We start from the raw sequence: 18,775 nt of genomic DNA, 5'->3' as shown, positions 1-18,775 counted from the left end.
GAGGGTAGGGGGGCGATCACCGGCGGGCGACGGAATATCGCCGGAGTTCTGCTCCACGCCTCACTGCTCCTCGCTGTTGCCCCGTACCCGGGTGGTCATCGACGCCCCTGGATGGGCGCCGCCGCCCACCGAGGGAGCCGTCGCGCAGGGGCGTCGAGCTCCTCGTCCGTGAACCGCAGATTCAGTCCAGCCGTCCTTCAACGGCACCGAGCGGCACCACGCGACGCCACCCGACGTCACCGCGATTCCGTCCGCACCCGCGTGCTCACCCACGCCCCCGCCAACGCCACGCCCGCCATCGGCAGAAACACCGCGGCGAACGCCCCCGGATGACCCCCGCCGCCCGCCGACCCGACGACATGCCCCACCGTGCCACCGCCCAGCGCCCCGAACGCGGCCCCGCCGACGGAGAGCAGCACGACATTGGACAGCCCGTCAGAGATCTGCAGCGCGGCGGAGTTGGAACCCGCCTCCTCCGGCGCGGACAACTGGAGGAGCAGCACGCTGGTGGAGGAGATCACCAGCCCCATCCCGAAACACCCGAACCCCCACGCGACGGCGACGATCCACACGGGCACGGCATGGATGAGGACGCTCGGCGCCCCGGCGATGGCGGCGGCCACCAGCACCATCCCGAACGTCATCAGCCGTTCCCGGTACGGTTCGACCCGCGCCCGGGACTGCACCCAGGACCCGAGCGCCCACGTCCCGCCGCCCGCCGCGAGCGAGAACCCGGCCAGGGTCGGCGACAGCCCCCGTTGCGTGACGAGCATCAACGGCACGAAGGACTCCGCCGAGATGAACGACCCGGCGGCCACCCCACGCAACAACACGACGGAGGGCAGCCCACGCGCCGCCCGGTACGTCCCGCGCGGCAACAACCCGAGCACGGCGGGCACGAGCAGCGCGACGCCGGCGGCAGCGGGGAGAAGGGAGAACCACCGCACGTCCTGAGCGGCGTATTGGAAGAGCCCGGCGCCGACCGAGATCCCGAGGGCAAGCCGAATACGACGCCGGTCGAAGGAGGCGGACGGCTCACCGGCATTGCTCACGGGCCCGGCCGCCCGCCGCCGTATCTGAGGAAGGGCGAGGGCGAGCGGAAAGACGACAAGCACCGGAATCCCGAGGAACACCCACCGCCACCCCAGATGCTCGGTCACCGCACCGGAGGCGAGCGGCCCGACGACGGACGGCACGACCCAACTCGCGGCGAACGCGGCCATGATGGCGGGCCGCAACCGCTCCGGGTAAGCCCGCCCGACGACGACATACAGAGCGACGATGACGAGCCCGCCCCCCAGTCCCTGCACGGCCCGCCCGAGAATGAACACCCACATGACCTGAGCGGTCCCCGCCACCACCAACCCGGCGGCGAAAGCCCCGATCCCACTGGTCAACGCCCCGAGCGGCCCCCGCCGGTCCGACCACTGCCCGGCGAACACCATCCCGAAGAGACTGGTGGTGAAGTACCCGGAGAACGCGAACGCGTACAACGACACCCCGCCCAGTTCCCGAGCGGCAACCGGCATCGCCGTCCCAACTGCCGTCGCCTCAAAGGCGATCAGCAGAACAACGGACACGATCCCGACACTGAGCGCCCTATGCGACCGCCCCAACACGGAGTCACGACACTCGTCGGCCAGGTCGGAGGCGGTGTTCGTGACGGCGGCGTCACGAGGTTCAAGGGCGGTCATGCCCGACAGCGTAAGGTCCACGGGCCGGGTTGACCCCTGTCGGAGGACGGTCGAGGGCTGAGACCTTGGTCGTACGACCAGAGGTACCAGGGGTGACTCCCCGGGGGCGCTCTCCCATTCGTGAACGGCGTATGGCAGTCCCGTTGCACCACCCCGGGCCCCCTTGTCCGGGCCCCTCCCCCGGCCCTACGGTCAACTCACCAAACACGGCCGTGTGCCCGAGTGGTTCAGGGACTCGCCTGCAAAGCGAGTTACGCGGGTTCGATTCCCGCCACGGCCTCCACCTTTATGGATGACCTGTACGTTCACACGTTGCGGAGTGCTTCCAACGTCTGGGACTCCCCCACCAGACAGGGCTAGGTCAGTCGCTTGGTCCACTGCCGACTGCCTGGCTCCAGAGCGCCACATGGCGCAGAGGGAGCCACTGTGCCAGCACGTGGCACCGCTGAGAGTGATCGACGGATGCTCAGCCACGGATGCGCGCACGGCCATGCTCGATGAACTCGACCTCCACCTGAGCACGATCACCAACAGGTACGGACGGCCGTTCCAGCGCAAGACCATCAACGCGTGCAAGTTCGCTGGTGTCGCTCTCCACAACTGGATGACCGAGAGCGGCATGGATGGTGACTTCACCGCATGTGACGTGCCTGCTCTCAACCGCTTCTTTCGTTCCGGACTGGTAAGCGGGTCCGCTTGCGCGGTATCGAGCCCGGGGACTGGACGCCGTTCGGTCGCCGGGCCCTCGACATCGCGCCGAAAGTCGCCCCTGTCGGGCCACGTCAGAGGAGTTGGAGCACCTCGGCCAGCGCGCCGGGACGCTGGTCAACGGGCAGGGGATCGACTAGGTGGACCCGGCATCCCAGCGTGGCGGCTCCGACGTCCGCAACAGGCTCGTCTCCCACCATGAGTGCGTCGTCGGGCGCCACACCGAGCTCGTCGCACGCCATCTGGAAGATCCGGGGATCGGGCTTCTTCACCCCGCGCTCGAAGGAGAGGAAGTAGGCGTCCACGAGGTCATCGACACCGTGGTCGCGGAAGACAGGGCGCATGTCCCAGCCGATGTTGCTGACGACAGCGACCGGGATACCTCGCCCGCGCAGGGCGCGGAGGGTTTCCTCGGTGTCGGGATAAGGCAGCCATGCCCCGGGCATTTGGGAACGTTCATACAGGGCCTCGGCCAGGTCAGCCGCAGGCAGTTTCGCTTCCCGGGCAAGGGCTGTGAAGGCAGCCCGGTGTCGTTCGGCGGTCAGATCGCGCTCCCGCCACAGCGCCTCCAGATGGGGCGGCACTGTGCGCGGAGGAACCCCTCCGGGCTGAGCCCCGAACTCTTCCAGCCGGCTGACGCACGCGTCGAGTTCACCCTCGGGCACGTCCAGACCGGCCTTCGTTGCCACCCCGCGCAACCACTGCGCGGCCGATTCGATCCGGAAGAGCGTCCCGGAGAAGTCGAACATCACACCCTTGATCATGCGGCCGATCCTGGCGGCGCCGACGAGCCGGCCGCAAGCCCAAGACGATCAAGAAGCGGAACCACACGATCGAAGTGGGGCCAATTCACCTTGCTGCAGGGGCGTGAATCACACCAACACGCCCCGCTCCTGGGTCGCTGCCGCATCCGGCCGCAGATGGGCTGCCGCCCTGGGCTACTTCCAACGAGGGCGACATCTTCCTTTGGAGGACAGGCCCGGCCGGTCCCCGGGAGTGAACGTGCACCGTCGCCTCCCGGAACGGCGGGTGGTGGCACTACGCGGGCGGGGCGGTCCAGTTCTTGGCCGATCTGGTCAGTGGCGTGCTGGAGCCGTGGAGGCTGCCGAGCATGCGCCCCGAGGAGAGCCGGGTCAGCACTCAGGACCCACTGTCCTGACCAGAAACCGGATCACGCCCGTCGAGGCCTATGAACCCCCGTACTACGCAGCTGTGTTCACCACGGTGCGAACCCAGGGCCCGAGCGGCTACGGCGAGACCGACGCGCGCATGGAGGAGCTGGTCAAGGACATCCCCGGGTACCTGGGGATGGACCACACTCAGACTCCGGGCGGGCTGGGCATCGCCGTCGGGTACTTCCGCGACGCCGACGCCCTCACGGAGTGGCGGACCAACGCCGAGCACGAGCACCGTGTGGCGCAGAAGCGCGGGCAAGCACAGTGGTACGAGAGCTGCACGCCGCATGTGGCGAAGGTGGAGCGGAGTCACGGGTTCGTGCGGGCGCGGGATCCGCGGAGCCCGACGGCCGGCTGACCGGCCGAAGTCACCGGCCGATGGCCCCGACAGCGCTGCCGTGCCGTGCGCCGCGTGCCGCGAGGATCCCCGGACGGAGGGACTTCGCCGCCAAGGGAGAACCCGCCGAGGCCAAGGACCCGGAAATCGTACGCGCGTGCGGCGATCGGACCCTATGATCACTCAGCCCCGGTGTCCGCCGCGGCCGCACCCGCCTCCGAGACAGGCCGAAGTCGATGACGAGTACCGCCCGCAGAGCTCCCCGGATCCTTGTCCGTTCCGCACAGGTGGCGATAGCCGTGTCCGCTGTGGCGGACGTGTTCCGTGCGGCGGCGGTCCGGGATCAATACCTGCACCACTCGGATACATCCGAGTCGGGCCTCATCTCCATGGTCTTCGTCTATCTGACGACTCTCGCGATCGTGCTGTTCCTCGTATGGCTCACCCAATCCCGGCGCAATGCGCAGGAGTTGACGCCCGAGGCCTCGGTTCCGAGCCGGGGCCGGACAGTCGGCATGTGGTTCGTTCCGTTGGTCAACCTCGTTGTCCCTCGCGGGATCGTCCTCGCCATCGGGCGCGCGAGCTCCGCGTCCTGGGCGGAGAAGCGGGACACGGCCCTGGTGAACGCTTGGTGGGCCGCCTGGGTCGGGCACGCGCTGGTGCTCACGGTCGCGAGCCGGGTGGCCCCGGGCTCGATGGCCTTCCTGGTGGTGGAGGAGGCACTCATGATCGCGGCGGCCGTACTGGCGGGGCTCGTGATCGAGCGCATCACGGCTCTGCAGAACGCCGCACTCAGCACCACCGTTCCCGCCGAGCCCCTCGCCCAGGCCTGAGGTGCCGCCCTTCCCTTCCCTCGGTTGAACTACCTCAAGGCGCCTGAACTCCCCCAAGGCGCCTCGGACTTAGCCCTCACTCGCACCCCGCGCCCGCCACAGATCCCGCAACAGCGCGATCTCCGCCATGTGGTGAATGAACTCCAGGTTCGCCCCCGCCAGTACGGCGACATACGGGTCGTCCGGGTCGGACCCGTACGGGTACTGGGAGAACCCGACCACGTCCAGCTGGTCCTCCGTGGCCGTGGCTACGGCTGCTCGCCAGCGGTCGATCACCGGCCAGAAGCGGTCCAGGGTCAGGGCCGCCGAGGGGCTGAAGTCGACCATTTGCTTGGGGTCCTGGCGGCGCTCACCGAACGTCCACTCCCACGCCCCCGCGAACTGGAAGTGCAGGTGCCCCAGGCGCCACGCGATGGTCGTGATCGGGGTCGTGTCGGGCTCCGGCTCGCCCTCGTGGGCGAGGATCTGCTCGACCCGCTCGACGCTCACGCTCCAGTCGTCGGCGATCTTGGCGACGGTCATGCCGTCGGCGGCCTGGCGGGCGACCTCCGTGTACTCGCTCGCCGGGATGTCCGCCGCGCCCAGGTCGAGGACCCACTCCCCCGGTCCGAACGCCCTCGGTGTCACCGCCTCGCTCCGGCGTCGGAGTGACCAGCAGTCGGGTGCCGGCTCCCAGCGGTACTCCTCGTCGCCGAGGCCCTTCAGCCGGACCTGGGCCATCTCCCGGGCCTTGTCGAACTGCTCCAGGAGCAGGCCCAGTCGGTCGGTCCGTATGCGCTCGGTCTCCATGTGTGGTCCCCTCGCCCGTGCCGTCTCGCACCCCGCCCCCACTCACCGCGGTGCGGTCAGGCGGACCGTAACGGCTCGGCCCACCCGGCGCGAACGAATTCCTCGGCCGCCTACGCTCGCGTCACAGCACCCCGCCCGCCTCGTCCTGGAACGCCTCCGTCCAGTAGTGCGGGTGATCGCGGTCGGCCGCCCGGCGACCCGCCACCGTCGGGTCCACCGTCGACAGCGTCTGGAGCATCGTCGTCGCCAACTGGTCGTACGCCTCCGCCGTCAGCTCGCCCGAGAGGTCCGCGTCTATCGCCTTCTCGCGGTGGAGCAGCCAGAGCGTGAAGGCCAGGGTCGAGACGTCCGTGTTGATCGGAGCCAGCGTCGCTTCCGGCTCGCTCCACGTCAGGATCTCGCCCGTCGCGCCGTCCACCACCAGGCTGTTGTCCTCCATGAGGTAGCCGAGGCGGATCAACTGGTCGGCACGGGGCGGGAGTTCCTCGGCCGGCTCGTCCTCGTAGAACTCGGTGAGGGTGGGGAGCGGGACGTCCGTGTCGAGTTGGAAGAGGAACGCGTCCTCGGGCAGGCCGGTCTCGCGCAGGAAGCGGCGGGTCGGTTCGTGGGTGAGGGTGGCGGGGAAGTCGACCTCCTCGAAGCGGGCGACCGTGCCCTGGCCGAACTCCTGGTCCAGCAGGCGGGCCGGGATGTCCAGCGTCAGCCCTGACGTCGTGCCCGGACCCGCCACCAGGGCGAGCGGGCGGATCAGTGCCGCCGCCTTCCAGAACGGGGGCACCTGGCCGTCAGTCCCCGACTCGAACACCGCGAGGAGTTGGCGCGAGGCTTCCGCCGCTGTCTTCGTGCCGTGACGGCCCTCGTAGGACGCGAACTGACCGCGCAGGTCCGTCAGTTCGTCCGTGGTCGTCGTGAAGCGGGTCAGCGTTTCGATCGACGGGGCCAGCGGGCCGGACTCCATCAGGTCCGGGCGGTCCTGGAAGAAGTACGTCGTCGCGATCTCGCCCGTCTCGCCGTCCAGCAGGATCGACTCCGCCTCCCCGCCGTCGGGTCCCCAGAGCGCGCCTATCACCAGCTGGTCCCGGAGCTCCGCCGCCAGCGGGGCGGCGTCGCCCAACGAGTCCGCCACCGTCCGCAGGCCCTCCCTGCGCAGCTCCTCGAACGTCAACAGGCCGCTGTCGCCCGGCAGTCCGGGACCCGTCAGCCAGCGGCGCGTCGACTCGTGCGTGATGTACGGATCGAGGTCGTCCTCGGTCAAAGTGATCATGGTCGCCGTGGAACCGGCGTCGGTCCTGCTCATTGTTCCCCCGTGCATGAATCTTCCCCGTGTGGCACCGCTGTCCCGCTGTCGTCCCCACTGCCCAGAACACTACGCGGCACCACTGACAATGGCCCTGACCAGCGAGAACGCCTCACAGGGCCCGGAGGACGCGAAACGTCCGAGACGTCCTCACCTCATCAGACGCTCAACCCACCCGTGAACGTTCCCGTCCCTCGATGATCGCGTCCACCGTCTCTCCCACCGTCAGGCGGGAGTTGTCCAGCCACAGGCCGATGCGCGGGGTCTCCGTCCGCAGCGCGCGGTCCAGCTCCTCGACCGTCCACGCGCCGTATCCCGTCTTCGCCCGGCCCGTCTCCCGTGCCGTCACGGTCGCCGGGGTCGGTGCGAGGACGATCACGTGCAGGGGGCGGGTGCGGATCAGGTCGACGTACGCCGGCAACTCCGCGCCCAGCACCACGTCCTGGACGACCGCCGTGAACCCGGCCTCCGCGTAAGCGTCCGCCGTCGCCGCCGACAGGCGGTACCGCAACCGGAGTTGGGACTCCCCGTCGCCGCCCGCACCGGGGACGTACCCCTCGCGCCCCGACACGATCATCCGCCGGAAGACGTCACCCCGGACATGCGCCGCCCTGGGCAACCGCTCCGCCAGCGCCTGCGCGACCGTCGACTTGCCGGAGGCCATCACGCCGGTGATGAGGACGACCCCCTCGAACACCGTCACGCGCCGGCCGTTCAGTGGCCGTACTGGCCGTACTGCTCGGCCGTCGCCGTCACCACCGCAGCCTGGGGGCGGATCGGCAGGCGGTTCACCGGGCGGCCCGTCGCGGCGCGCACCGCGGACGCGATCGCCGCCGGGGACGTGACCACCGGTACCGCGCTGACCGCCTTCGCCCCGAAGGGGGCGACCACGTCGCGTTCCTCGACGAGTTTCACGATGCGGATGTCGGGGGTGTCCAGGGCGGTGGGCAGGGCGTAGCCGGTGAGGTCGGGGTGGCGGATCAACCCGCGCGCGGTGCGCAGGTTCTCCGTCAGCGCGATGCCGACGCCCTGGGTGACACCGCCCTCGATACGGGCGACCAGCTGGGTCGGGTTCAGGATCCGGCCCACGTCCTGGGCGAGGGCCAGCTCGACGACCCGTACGGAGCCGAGTTCGATGTCGACGTCGACGACCGCGCGGATCGCGCAGAAGGCGAGCCCTACGAAGGCGTCGCCCTGGCCCGCCTCGTCCAGGGGCTCGGTCGGGTGCGGGCGGCACTGGGCGGTGGCCCACAGTTCCTTGCCGTCCAGGGCCTCGGTGACGGTCGTCGAGAGGACGCCGTCGTACGAGGTGATCTTGCCGTCGGTGATCTGGAGCAGCTCGGTCGACATCCCGAACTTGTGCGCCAGGGGCTGGAGTAGCTGGGTACGGACCATTTTCGCGGCCCGTTCGACCGCGCCGCCCGAGACCCAGGTATGACGTCCTCGGCAACCAGGGCCGGCGGGCGGCTGATCGGTGTCCACAGGGGCGACGTGCACCTCGTCGATGCCGAGGGTCTCCTGGACGATCTGCCGGGCGAGGGTGGTGAAGCCCTGGCCGGTCTCGACGGCGGCGCAGAGCACGGTCGCGATGCCGTCGTGGACCTTCACGGTGGCCGTGGAGACCTCGTCCGCGCCCTCGGCGCCGAGCATGTGCACCATGCCGAGGCCGTAGCCGACGCCCCGGCGCACCGCGCCCGGTTCGCCCGCGCCCTCGGGGCCACCGGGCAGCAGCCACTCGTCCTCGGGGGTGTCCTTGGGGAGCTGCGGCAGCGGGAAGTCCCGTACGGCCTGGAGGAGTTCGGCGACCGGCGCCGGGCAGGTCACCGTCTGGCCGGTGGGAAGGACGTCCCCGGTGGCCATGGCGTTGCGCAGGCGCAGCTCGGCCGGGTCCATGGCGAGCTTCTTGGCGAGCTTGTCCATCTGCGCCTCGTAGGCGGCGCAGACCTGCATGGCGCCCTCGCCCCGCACGTGCCCGGAGGGCGGGTTGTTGGTGCGCACGGCCCAGCCCTCGATGAAGGCGTTCGGGACGACGTACGGGCCGCAGGCGAAGGAGACGGCGGCGGCCAGGGCCTCCGAGGAGGTGTCGGCGTAGGCGCCCGCGTCGAGCAGCACCTGGGCCTCGACCTTGACCAGCCTGCCGTCCTCGTCCGCGTGGTGGCGGTAGCGCAGGAGCGTGGGGTGGCGGTGGGTGTGGCCGAGGAAGGACTCCTCGCGCGTGGCGGTGAGTTTGACCGGGCAGCCGGTCTTCAACGCGAGCAGTCCGAGCGGGAGTTGGAAGCCCTGGTCCTCGCGGTCGGCGGTGGCTCCGGGGACGCCGGTGACGACGACCTTCACGCGGTCGGAGTCCAGGCCGAAGCAGGCGGCGGCCGTGTCGCGGTCGTTGTGCGGGTCCGTGGAGGCGATGTAGAGCTCGACGCCGCCGTCGGGGCGGGGCACGGCGAGACCGGCCTCGGCGCCGATGGGGGCGGGGTCCTGGCGGCCGATGCGGTACAGGCCCTCGACCACGATGTCGGCGGTCGCGTCCGGGTCGCCGTGGCGCAGCGGGATGTGCCGGATCAGGTTGCCGTCGGGGTGCAGCGGCTCGGCCTCGAAGGCCTGCTCGGGATCGGTCACCGGGTCGAGTACCTCGTACTCGACCATGATGGCCGCGGCGGCCATCCGCGCGGTGTCAGGGTGGTCGGCGGCGACCGCGGCGATGGGCTCCCCGTGGTGGCGCACGACCTCGGAGGCGAACACCGGGCGGTCGGCGGTGCCCCGGCCGTAGCGGTCCCGGCCCGGGACGTCCTCGTGGGTGATGACGGCCCGGACGCCGGGCATGTCCCGCGCGTGGGACGTGTCGACGGAGACGATGCGCGCGTGCGGGTGCGGTGAGCGCAGGACGGCCGCCCAGAGCAGGCCCTCGGCCCACAGGTCGGCCGCGTACGGGAAGGTGCCCTCGGTCTTGGCGCGGGCGTCGGCGGCCGGGAGCGAGGCGCCCAGGCCGTGGCCCGGCAGCTCCGGGGCGGGCGCGGCCTCCGTGGTCGCGGTGGCGGCTTCGTTGCTCACGCCTGACCTCCGTCCTGGCCGTACACCTGGTCCTGCGTGCGCGGGGACTCGAACGCCGACTGGTGGACGCCACCGCCCCCGGGACCCGCCTGGTGGGGAATACGCGCCTCGTCGCCGTCCGACTCAGGTTCGGCGGCAGCGGCGTGCGCCTCGCGTTCGGCGACGACTTCCTGGACGGCGTCCAGGACACCCCGGTAGCCGGAGCAGCGGCACAGGTTGCCGCACAGGGCCTGGCGCGCCTCCAGTTCGGTGGGCGCGGGGTTGCCCTCCAGGAGGTCGTGCACGGTCATCGCCATGCCGGGCACGCAGAAACCGCACTGCACGGCACCGCACTTGGCGAGCGCCCGCTGCACGTCGGAGGGCTGTCCCTCGACGGCAAGACCCTCGACGGTACGGACCTCGGAGCCGGCGGCGGTCACGGCGGGCACCAGGCAGGAGGCGACGAGCCGTCCGTCGACCTGGACGTTGCAGGCCCCGCACTCGCCCTGTGAGCAGCCGTCCTTGGCGCCGGCGAGGCCGAGGCGTTCGCGCAGCACGTAGAGCAGCGACTCGCCGATCCAGGCGTCGGTGACGGGCCGGTCGGCGCCGTTGACGCGCAACACGTAGGAGGCGAGCGGGTGTTCCTCGCCGGGGATCTTCGGGGCCGGTTCGGCGGCCTCGTCCGGCGCGTCGGGTTCGACGGCCGTCACGGGCGCCTCAGCGGCATCCGGAGCGTCGTCGGCACCCTCGACCGCGTCGACCGCCGCGGACGCCTCAGCGGGCCCTTCAGCGGCTTCCTCGGCGCCCTCCCCGTCGGCGCTCGCCCCATCGTTCCCGTGCGCCGACTGTGCGTCGGTCGCGGCGAGTTCGGCGGCACTGTCGTCGTGGCGGTCGGCGCGCGCGTCGCCGTAGGGGTCGCCGGGGGCCTCGGAACGGGTGTGCGCGTACGGGTCGCCGGGCTCGCCGTAGGGCTGCCGGGTCGCCTCGGCGGGCGGGCGGGTGGCGGCCTGCGCGGACACCTCGCCGGTCGGGTGCGTGCCGGACCGGTCGGCCGGGTGTTCCAGGCCGCGTCCGTCGGTGTGCTCGCCCGGCCGCTCGACCACTCCGGTGTCCGACGCCTGCTGCGCCCAGTTCTGGCCCGCGCCGTCCGTCGCCCAGGGCGCGGGCGCGCCGCCGGGGAGGGTGGCCGGCGGGGTGCCGCCCCACTGCTCGACCAGGGCCGAGGTGGTGAACTCGCCCGATTCGTCCGGGAGATCACCCCCGGCGACGGGGATCGACCACTCGCCGGTCACATCGCGGCCGGGAGCAGCGCCCGCGTCCGGGGCGTTGGTGTCCTGGAAGGTCCACTGGCCGGTGGATCCGGGGTGGTACGAGAACTGGTCGCTCCCGGCCGTCCCCTGCTGCGGTACGGCGTTCGGGTCGGGCCACCGGACACCCTCGGCGGATACCGCCCAGGAGCCGGTCGACGACGGGTCCGCGTCCGGGGCGGCCTCTATGGGCGGCGGCACATAGCCGTGCCCCGGGGCGGCCAGGAGGGCGTCGATGCCCCCTTCGGGGAGTTTCACGAAGGCCGTGGCGCCGTCGTCGTAGTCGCCCTGGGGCAGCGGGTCCCAGCGTCCGCCGCCCTGAGGTGTGCCCTCTCCGTGCTGGTCGTCGGTCACGACAGCGCCCTCCCGAGTGCTCGTCGGGCCAGTGCGGCGACGGTGCGCCGCAGGTGCAGTACCGCGGGCGGAAGCTGTTCCACGGAGCCGTCCTCGGCCGGTACCGGGTCGGGGATGCAGGCCGCGGCGACGTACTCCCCGAAGGCGCTCAGGGCCTCGGGGACGATCGTGCGGCTGTTGTCCCAGTCGATCAGCCGGGCCACCCACTGTTCGGCGTCCAGCGGTCTCAGCGGCATCGGCGCTATGGCTCCGACGGCGCACCTGACCCCGCGCCGGGCGGGGTCGAGGACGACCGCGACGGACGCGACCGAGCGCCCGGGGCCGGTCCTGCCGGTGGCCTTCAGGAAGACCTGCGGGGCGTGCAGCAGCGGCACGCGCACGAAGCCGATGAGTTCGCCGCCGCGCAGCATCTCCACGCCGGCCAGGAGGTGCGACACCGGGATCTCCCGGCGGGCTCCGTCCTGGCCCGCGATGATCAGCGTCGCCTCCAGGGCGGCCAGTACGGGCAGCGCGTCACCGGTGGGCGCGGCCGAGGCGATGTTGCCGCCCAGGGTGCCCGCGTTGCGGATCTGCGGCGGGCCCGCGGCACGCGCGGAGGCGGCGAGCGCCGGGATGAGCGCGGCGAAGTCGGGGCGGCCCATGCGGGCATGCGTGAGGCCCGCGCCGAGCAGCGCGTGCCCGTCCTGGTACTGCCAGCCGCGGATCTCGCTGATCCGGCCCAGACCGACCAGCGCGCTGGGCCTCAGCTGGCCCGAGTTGACGGCCGCCATGAGGTCGGTGCCACCGGCCACCGGGACGGCGGTGGGCAGGGCCGTGAGCGCTGCCACGGCCTCGTCCAGCGTTGTGGGCAGCGTGACGGACTGCCCCGCCTGCGGTGCGTGCGTGGTCAAACCGGCTGCCCCTTCCCGCTGCCCCACCTGGTCCCACCTGTTGCTGCCGTACGGTACGTGCTGACAGGGCGGACGTGGCAACTCTGGCACATCTTCGCAAGACCCGAGCGCGGGGGTCCGCTAGGAGGCATTCGCCCGTCTCATCCGGGAGATGGTCCGTTTTCGTACGGCATCACCGGTACGCGCGGATTGCCACTCAACGGTGACTCCTGAGGGCTTTCTCCCTTACGGGTTCTATGCGTTCGGGGGCGGGCCGTCCTTGGGTCGTCCGAGCACGCCGGGGCGCCGCTGCCACGGCAGTGGTCCCGTGGGCGGACGGTAGGCGACACCCAGGGCGTCGAGGCGCGGGTAGTGGGCGGTCATCCGGCGCTCGAAGTCGGCGAAGTCCCGTTCCGCGGGCGCCGGAAGGGCACTCCAGGCGACCTCCGCGAAGGCCGCGAGCCGGGGGAACGTCTGGTAGTCCACGCGTGCGTGGTCCTCCATCACCTCGGTCCACACGTTGGCCTGCGTGCCCAGCACATGACGGGCCTCGGCCTCGCCGAGCTGCTCGGGAACCGGCTCGAAGCGGTAGACGTCCTCCAGGGTGCGCACATGGGCGATCGGCACGGGCTCGTCCTCGCCGGGGGCCTGCCGCCAGTCCAAGTACACGTGCTGTTCAGGGCACATGACGACGTCGTGCCCCGCGCGGGCGGCGGTGATCCCGCCCTCGTACCCACGCCAGGACGACACGACCGCCCCGTCCGCGAGCCCGCCCTCCAGGATCTCGTCCCACCCGACGAGCCTTCTCCCGCGCGCGGAGAGCCACTTGTCGAAGTGTCCGATGAACCACGACTGCAACTCGTCCTCGTCCGCGAGCCCGAGTTCCGCGATGCGCGCCTGCGCGGTCGCCGACTGCTTCCACTGGTCCTTGAGGCATTCGTCGCCGCCGACGTGAATGAACTCCGAGGGGAACAGCTCCAGGAGTTCCTCGAACACCCCCTCGTAGAACCGCAGGGTGTTGTCAGTGGGGGCCAGTACGTTGGGGTTGATCCCCCAGTTGTCCCAGACGGAGAGGGAGTTGGTGTCGATGACGTCGGTGTTGCCGAGTTCCGGATACGCGGCGATGGCGGCCTGCGAGTGTCCCGGTACGTCGATTTCCGGGACCACGGTGATATGCCGCTCGGCGGCGTACGCGACGATCTCGCGGATGTCGTCCTGCGTGTAGTAGCCGCCGTGGGGCTTGTCGTCCCACAGCGGTGAGGCACGGTGGCCGAATTTCGTGCGCGCCCGCCAGGACCCGATCTCGGTGAGCCTCGGGTACCGCTCGATCTCCACCCGCCAGCCCTGGTCGTCCGTCAAGTGGAAGTGGAAGACGTTGAGTTTGTGCGCCGCCATGAGATCCAGGTAGCGCAGGACGCCTTCCTTGGGCATGAAGTGCCGGGCCACGTCGAGCATGAGGCCGCGCCAGGGGAAACGGGGGGAGTCCTGGACGTGGGTCAGGGGCAGCCGCCATTCCCGGCCGGGCAGCGGGGCGCGACGAAAGGCGTCCGGGCCCAGCAGTTGACGTAGCGTCTGGGCGCCCCAGAAGAGACCCGCGGGGCCGCCGCCGACCACGTGCACGGTGTGGGGCTGGACCATCAGGCGGTAGCCCTCCGGGCCGAGGTCCTTGGTCACCATGGGGTGGATGTACAGCTGGATGCCGTTCTCGGGTGAGTCCCCCGGGGCGAGCGGAAAGCCGGTGGCCGCGCCGAGCGTGCCGCGCAGCCAGCGCTCGCTCGCGCCGGCGTCCTCGCCCGCCACCAGGCGTGTGTCGGGCCCGAGTTCGAAGTGCCCCCGGTAGGTATGGGCGTACCGGGGCAGCGGAATCAGATCGGTCACGTCAGTCCTTAACCGCTCCGCCCAGCCCCGAGACCAGACGTCGCTGTACGAGTACGAAGAACACCAGCACCGGAATCGTCATCACCGTGGAGGCCGCCATGACCCCGCCCCAGTCGGGATCGTCCGGCTTGTAGAAGACGAGGAGGGCCATCGGCAGGGTCGACTGGGAAGTGTCGCTGATGATGAAGGACTTGGCGAAGAGGAAGTCGTTCCAGGCCGAGATGAAGGAAAACACGCTCGTGGCCACCAGCCCCGGGAAGACGAGCGGGAAAAGGATCTGCCACAGGAATCGCGACCGGCTCGCCCCGTCGATGTACGCGGCCTCCTCCAGCGCGTCCGGCACCGCTTTCACGAACCCCCGCAGCATCCAGATCGCGAACGGCAGCGAGAACGCGATCTGAGGCAGGATCAGCGACCCCAGGGTGTTCAGCAGCCCGAGCCCCCGCATGGTGAAGAACAGGGGGATCGTCAGCGCTTCCACGGGCACCATCTGGGCCACCAGGAACATGATCAGGAGGGTGGTCCGGAAGCGGAACCGGAATCGCGTCACCGCGGTCGCGGCGAGAAAGGCGATCAACGCGGAGACGATGACCACCGAGCACGCCACGACAAGGCTGTTGACGAAGTAACGGCCGAATTCCTGCTGCCCGAACACCCGCCGGAACGAGTCCAGAGAGGGCGCGAGCGTCCACGGCCGGGGCTCGCTCGACTCGATCTCCCCGGCCGGTTTGAAGGCGCTGAGCACCATCCAATAGAGGGGGAAGGCGACGACGACCGCGATCAGCAGCGCCGAGGCCTCGGCAGCGAGCCGCCAGGGCCGCCGGGGTCGTCGTACAAAGCCGTCAAGACCGCGAAGCGGACTCACAGTTCCTCCCCCTGCCTGCGCAGCAGCCGCAGATAGACCAGCGTGACGGCGAGCAGCATCAGCAGCATGACGACACCGATCGCCGAGCCGAGGCTGTACTTCGAGGACGCGAACGCCTGTTGATAGGCGTACACGTTCAGCACGAGGTTCTGCCCCGCGATGCCGCCGCCGTTGGTCATGACGTAGATCTGGGTGAAGACCTTGAAGTCCCAGATGACGGACTGAATGGTGACGACGGTCAGGATCGGCCGCAGCATCGGCGTGAGGACGGACCGCCAGATCCGCCACTGCGAGGCCCCGTCCAGAGCGGCGGCCTCCAGCACCTCGGAGGGCACGGCACGAATCCCGGCGTAGACGGTCACCATCACGAACGGGAAGGAGCACCACACCACTTCGAGCAGGACGAGGAAGAACGCACTCAGCCGCCCGTAGGTCCAGGAGTGATCCCCGAGGCCGAGGATGCGATTCACCGGCCCGAAGTCAGGGTCGAAGAGCAGCAACCAGACGGTCGACCCAGTGACCGCCGGAGTCGCCCACGCTCCGAGCGCGGCGAGCATCAACACCAGCCGCGGCAAGGCCCGCACCCGCGTGAGCAACACCGCAAGCGCACACCCAACGGCCAACGTCGACACCACACACGCCCCCGCGAACAACACGGTGGCCACCAGCACTTGCCAGAACTGACTGTCCGAGAACAACGCCGAGTAGTTCCCGAACCCCTCAAAGGTCGTCGGCTCCCCACCACTGACCTGCGCCTGCGTGTACTGGAAGAACGAGATCAACCCAAGCTGATAGATGGGGTAAACGAGCAGCCCACCCAGAACGACGAGAGCCGGGGCCAGATACAACCAGGGCACACCCCAACCTCCTTGGGGGCGCGGGGAACTGCGCGACAAGCCACGACGGCCCCGCACCCGCGAACGCTCCACAACAACCGAGCTATTGGGCGCCACCGGATCAACCCGCAGAGCTAAACGCCGCGTTCATCTTCTTAGCCGCGTCCTTGGAAGCCGCGGCCACGTCCTTCTTCCCGCTGATGACCTCCTGCAGCATCGTCGGCAGCACCAGCGAAGAGTCGATCTCCGACCAACCGGGCGACGCGGGAACGAACTTCGTGCCGGCAGCCAGGGTCTGAACGAACGGCTTCTCGAACGGCACCTTCGCCGCAGCCGCATCCCGCACATCGGTGAACGTAGGCAGGAACCCCATCGCGTCGAACATGGACGCCTGCGTCGCCTTCGAGGTGAGCTGCTCCATCAGGTCCACGGCGAGCGTGCGGTGCGAAGTGCTCTTCAGGACACCGATGTTGTTGCCCCCGGCGAAGGCGGGAGCGACAGACCCGGACGCGACACCCGGAAGAGGAACCACCGCGTACTTGCCCTTGACCTTGCCCGCTTCGACAGCCGTGTGGCTGAAGTCGCCCCCGATCGCCATCCCGGCCTTGCCCGCCGCGAACGCGGTGATCGTGTCGTTGCCGCCCATCACCGCGCACTTGGCGGCGGGACAGTTGTCGCTGGTGAACAGCGAGGTGTACGCCTTGATGCCCTTCTGGGCGGCCGCACTGTCGATCGCGGAGGTGTACGAACCCCCCGAACCCCCCTTGGCCGTGGCGAGTTCACCACCGTTGGCCCACACGAACGGCATCGCGCCGTACGTGTACGCGCCACCGACGACAAGGCCGTAGAGGTCGGACTTCGCCTTGTGGATCTTCCGGGCGGTGGCGGCCAACTCGGCCATGGACTTGGGGGGTTGGAGGCCCAGGTCCTTGAAGACGTCGGTGCGGTAGTACAGGGCGCGGACGCCGACGTAGAACGGGGAGCCGTACATCTTGCCGTCGACCGTGACGGACTGCTTCGCGGTCGGGTCGGTGTCCTTGGCCTCGCTCCAGGCGCCGAAGTCCTTGGTGACGTCGAGGAGTCCGCCGTCGTGGACGTAGCCGGCCGTGTCGGTGTTGCCGTACTCCATGACGTCCGGCGCGGACTTCGGGTCGTTGAAGGCGGCCTTCACGCGCTGGGCGCGGGTGTCGATCGGGATGTACTCGACGTCGACCTTGGTGCCCTTGTGGGCCTTCTCGAAGGCGGCGACCACAGAGTCGACGACCTTGGCCTTCGGGTCGTTGCCGACCTCCTGGAAGAGCCACACCCGCAGGGTGCCGCTCTGGTCGTCCTTGTCGGAGGACGAGTTGTCGGAGGTCTGGGGCGCGCAGCCGGCGACGACAGCGGCGGCCGCCAGGAGTACGGCGAATCGGGGGGCGAGCTTCATGGAGCGTTCCTCCGGGATTCCGGGCGTGCGTTGCAACATATGCAATGGGCGTTTCGCTCTGCACAACACCACGGAGATTAAGGAGTAGATGAACGCGGCCACAAGAGGTCTCAACCACTTCGTGACACGCGAAAGCCCGCCGAAAAGTCGTCGAAACATGCAAAAGGCCCTCGGGGCGCGCCTAAGCGCACCCCGAGGGCCTCAGAAACCGAGAGCCTCAGAAAGTCGGACCGGCAGAGCGGCTACTTGTCGCCGCCCTTGCCCTTGTCGCCGTCCCCGCCCGAGCCCATGGACTCGTAGATCTCCTTGCACATGGGACACACCGGGTACTTCTTCGGGTCGCGGCCCGGCACCCAGACCTTGCCGCACAACGCCACCACGGGAGTGCCGTCGAGGGCGCTCGCCATGATCTTGTCCTTCTGGACGTAATGGGCGAAGCGCTCATGGTCCCCGTCGCCGTGCGACACCTGGGGCGTCGGCTCTACGAGGGTCCCCGTACCAGTCCCGCGCTCGGGCTCAAGAGTGCTCATAGTGCCAAGGGTACTGAAGCCCACCGGCATCAGTTCCGCGAAGGGGCGTTCCGTTCGGGGATCAGTCCAGGGATCAGTTCGGAGATCAGTTCAGGGAAGGGTCGTCGGGATACGTCGCCACCATCGCCAGCTCGCTGCGCTGGCGGCGCAGCACCTCGCGCCAGAGTCTCTCCGGGGACGGCGAGGACACGTCACCGGGCTCCGACTCGACGACGTACCAGGCGCCCTCCACCAGTTCGGCCTCCAACTGCCCGGGGCCCCAGCCGGCGTACCCGGCGAAGATCCGCAGCGAGCCGAGCGCCGAGGCGAGCAGCTCCGGCGGTGCCTCCAGGTCGACGAGTCCGATCGCGCCGTGCACGCGCCGCCAGCCGAGCGGGGCGCGCTCGCCGGCCGCGCCGCCCGGGATGACGGCGACGCCGAGGGCCGAGTCCAGCTGGACCGGGCCGCCCTGGAAGACGACGCCCGGCTCACCGGCGAGATCCGCCCAGCCCTCCAGGATGTCGCCGACGTCCACGGGAGTCGGGCGGTTGAGGACGACACCGAGGGAGCCCTCCTCGTCGTGGTCGAGGAGGAGCACCACCGCGCGGTCGAAGTTCGGGTCCGCCAGGGCGGGTGTTGCCACGAGCAACCGCCCTGTGAGCGAGGACACCTCGGTCATGCCTGACATGATCCCGCATCTTCCCCGTGATGGGGGAGGCAATGCGGGTACCAGAGTGCATGCAGCTCAGGGCGCACCGAAGCGTCCTACGCGCACACCCCCGCCCCGTGACCCCATGTGCCCGATTGGGAACGGTTCGTGTTGTGACACAGCTATGACGTAGCTGGGTACTCCTTGGGCTTACAGGAGGGGGGT

The 18,775-nt window shown here is 70.1% G+C and carries 16 protein-coding genes and 1 tRNA gene; 3 read left to right on the top strand and 14 right to left on the bottom strand.

Annotation, left to right across the window (positions count from 1 at the left end; translation table 11 throughout):
* Window positions 1–236: 236 nt before the first annotated feature.
* Window positions 237–1,694 (bottom strand): MFS transporter, encoded by a 1,458-nt coding sequence (locus OG504_RS32490; protein WP_405992971.1) that lies wholly within the window; start codon window positions 1,692–1,694, stop codon window positions 237–239.
* 208 nt (window positions 1,695–1,902) lie between these two features.
* On the opposite strand from OG504_RS32490, the gene OG504_RS32485 reads away from it, so the two are divergent.
* Window positions 1,903–1,977: transfer RNA gene (locus OG504_RS32485), tRNA-Cys, on the top strand.
* Between the two features lie 499 nt (window positions 1,978–2,476).
* On the opposite strand, the gene OG504_RS32480 is transcribed toward OG504_RS32485, so the two are convergent.
* On the bottom strand, window positions 2,477–3,166 hold the full coding sequence (locus OG504_RS32480) for an HAD family hydrolase (RefSeq protein WP_405992970.1): 690 nt from the start codon (window positions 3,164–3,166) through the stop codon (window positions 2,477–2,479).
* 391 nt (window positions 3,167–3,557) lie between these two features.
* On the opposite strand from OG504_RS32480, the gene OG504_RS32475 reads away from it, so the two are divergent.
* Complete coding sequence (locus OG504_RS32475) at window positions 3,558–3,935, top strand: antibiotic biosynthesis monooxygenase family protein (RefSeq protein ID WP_405996489.1); 378 nt, start codon at window positions 3,558–3,560, stop codon at window positions 3,933–3,935.
* 278 nt (window positions 3,936–4,213) lie between these two features.
* A complete protein-coding gene (locus tag OG504_RS32470; RefSeq protein ID WP_405992969.1) occupies window positions 4,214–4,747 on the top strand; it encodes a DUF4328 domain-containing protein in 534 nt (177 codons plus the stop codon).
* 69 nt (window positions 4,748–4,816) lie between these two features.
* On the opposite strand, the gene OG504_RS32465 is transcribed toward OG504_RS32470, so the two are convergent.
* From OG504_RS32465 to OG504_RS32410, 12 genes are all read right to left on the bottom strand, one after another.
* Window positions 4,817–5,536: a DinB family protein gene (locus tag OG504_RS32465; protein ID WP_405992968.1), complete on the bottom strand. Its 720-nt coding sequence runs from the start codon at window positions 5,534–5,536 to the stop codon at window positions 4,817–4,819.
* Window positions 5,537–5,657: 121 nt separating this feature from the next.
* Complete coding sequence (locus tag OG504_RS32460; protein WP_405992967.1) at window positions 5,658–6,833, bottom strand: SUKH-4 family immunity protein; 1,176 nt, start codon at window positions 6,831–6,833, stop codon at window positions 5,658–5,660.
* Window positions 6,834–6,999: 166 nt separating this feature from the next.
* A complete protein-coding gene (locus OG504_RS32455) occupies window positions 7,000–7,530 on the bottom strand; it encodes an AAA family ATPase (protein WP_405996488.1) in 531 nt (176 codons plus the stop codon).
* A gap of 17 nt (window positions 7,531–7,547) precedes the next feature.
* Complete coding sequence (locus tag OG504_RS32450) at window positions 7,548–9,878, bottom strand: xanthine dehydrogenase family protein molybdopterin-binding subunit (protein ID WP_405992966.1); 2,331 nt, start codon at window positions 9,876–9,878, stop codon at window positions 7,548–7,550.
* Window positions 9,875–11,518: a 2Fe-2S iron-sulfur cluster-binding protein gene (locus OG504_RS32445; protein ID WP_405992965.1), complete on the bottom strand. Its 1,644-nt coding sequence runs from the start codon at window positions 11,516–11,518 to the stop codon at window positions 9,875–9,877. Before OG504_RS32445 ends, OG504_RS32450 begins: the two co-directional genes overlap by 4 nt.
* A complete protein-coding gene (locus OG504_RS32440; RefSeq protein ID WP_019056386.1) occupies window positions 11,515–12,408 on the bottom strand; it encodes a xanthine dehydrogenase family protein subunit M in 894 nt (297 codons plus the stop codon). The genes OG504_RS32445 and OG504_RS32440 overlap by 4 nt, the downstream gene beginning before the upstream one ends.
* A gap of 234 nt (window positions 12,409–12,642) precedes the next feature.
* Window positions 12,643–14,265 (bottom strand): beta-N-acetylhexosaminidase, encoded by a 1,623-nt coding sequence (locus tag OG504_RS32435; RefSeq protein ID WP_405992964.1) that lies wholly within the window; start codon window positions 14,263–14,265, stop codon window positions 12,643–12,645.
* A gap of 1 nt (window position 14,266) precedes the next feature.
* Window positions 14,267–15,130 carry a carbohydrate ABC transporter permease gene (locus OG504_RS32430; RefSeq protein WP_405992963.1) on the bottom strand — a complete coding sequence of 288 codons (864 nt, stop codon included), beginning with the start codon at window positions 15,128–15,130 and terminating at the stop codon, window positions 14,267–14,269.
* A complete protein-coding gene (locus OG504_RS32425) occupies window positions 15,127–16,044 on the bottom strand; it encodes a carbohydrate ABC transporter permease (protein ID WP_405992962.1) in 918 nt (305 codons plus the stop codon). Before OG504_RS32425 ends, OG504_RS32430 begins: the two co-directional genes overlap by 4 nt.
* Window positions 16,045–16,087: 43 nt before the next feature.
* Window positions 16,088–17,392 carry an extracellular solute-binding protein gene (locus tag OG504_RS32420; protein WP_405992961.1) on the bottom strand — a complete coding sequence of 435 codons (1,305 nt, stop codon included), beginning with the start codon at window positions 17,390–17,392 and terminating at the stop codon, window positions 16,088–16,090.
* A gap of 242 nt (window positions 17,393–17,634) precedes the next feature.
* Complete coding sequence (locus tag OG504_RS32415; protein ID WP_026178118.1) at window positions 17,635–17,922, bottom strand: DUF3039 domain-containing protein; 288 nt, start codon at window positions 17,920–17,922, stop codon at window positions 17,635–17,637.
* A gap of 85 nt (window positions 17,923–18,007) precedes the next feature.
* Window positions 18,008–18,580: a YqgE/AlgH family protein gene (locus tag OG504_RS32410; protein WP_405992960.1), complete on the bottom strand. Its 573-nt coding sequence runs from the start codon at window positions 18,578–18,580 to the stop codon at window positions 18,008–18,010.
* Window positions 18,581–18,775: the final 195 nt, after the last annotated feature.

The sequence above is a fragment of the Streptomyces sp. NBC_00986 genome (assembly GCF_045162565.1).
GTDB lineage: Bacteria > Actinomycetota > Actinomycetes > Streptomycetales > Streptomycetaceae > Streptomyces.
This window is presented reverse-complemented; position numbering and strand designations above follow the sequence as displayed.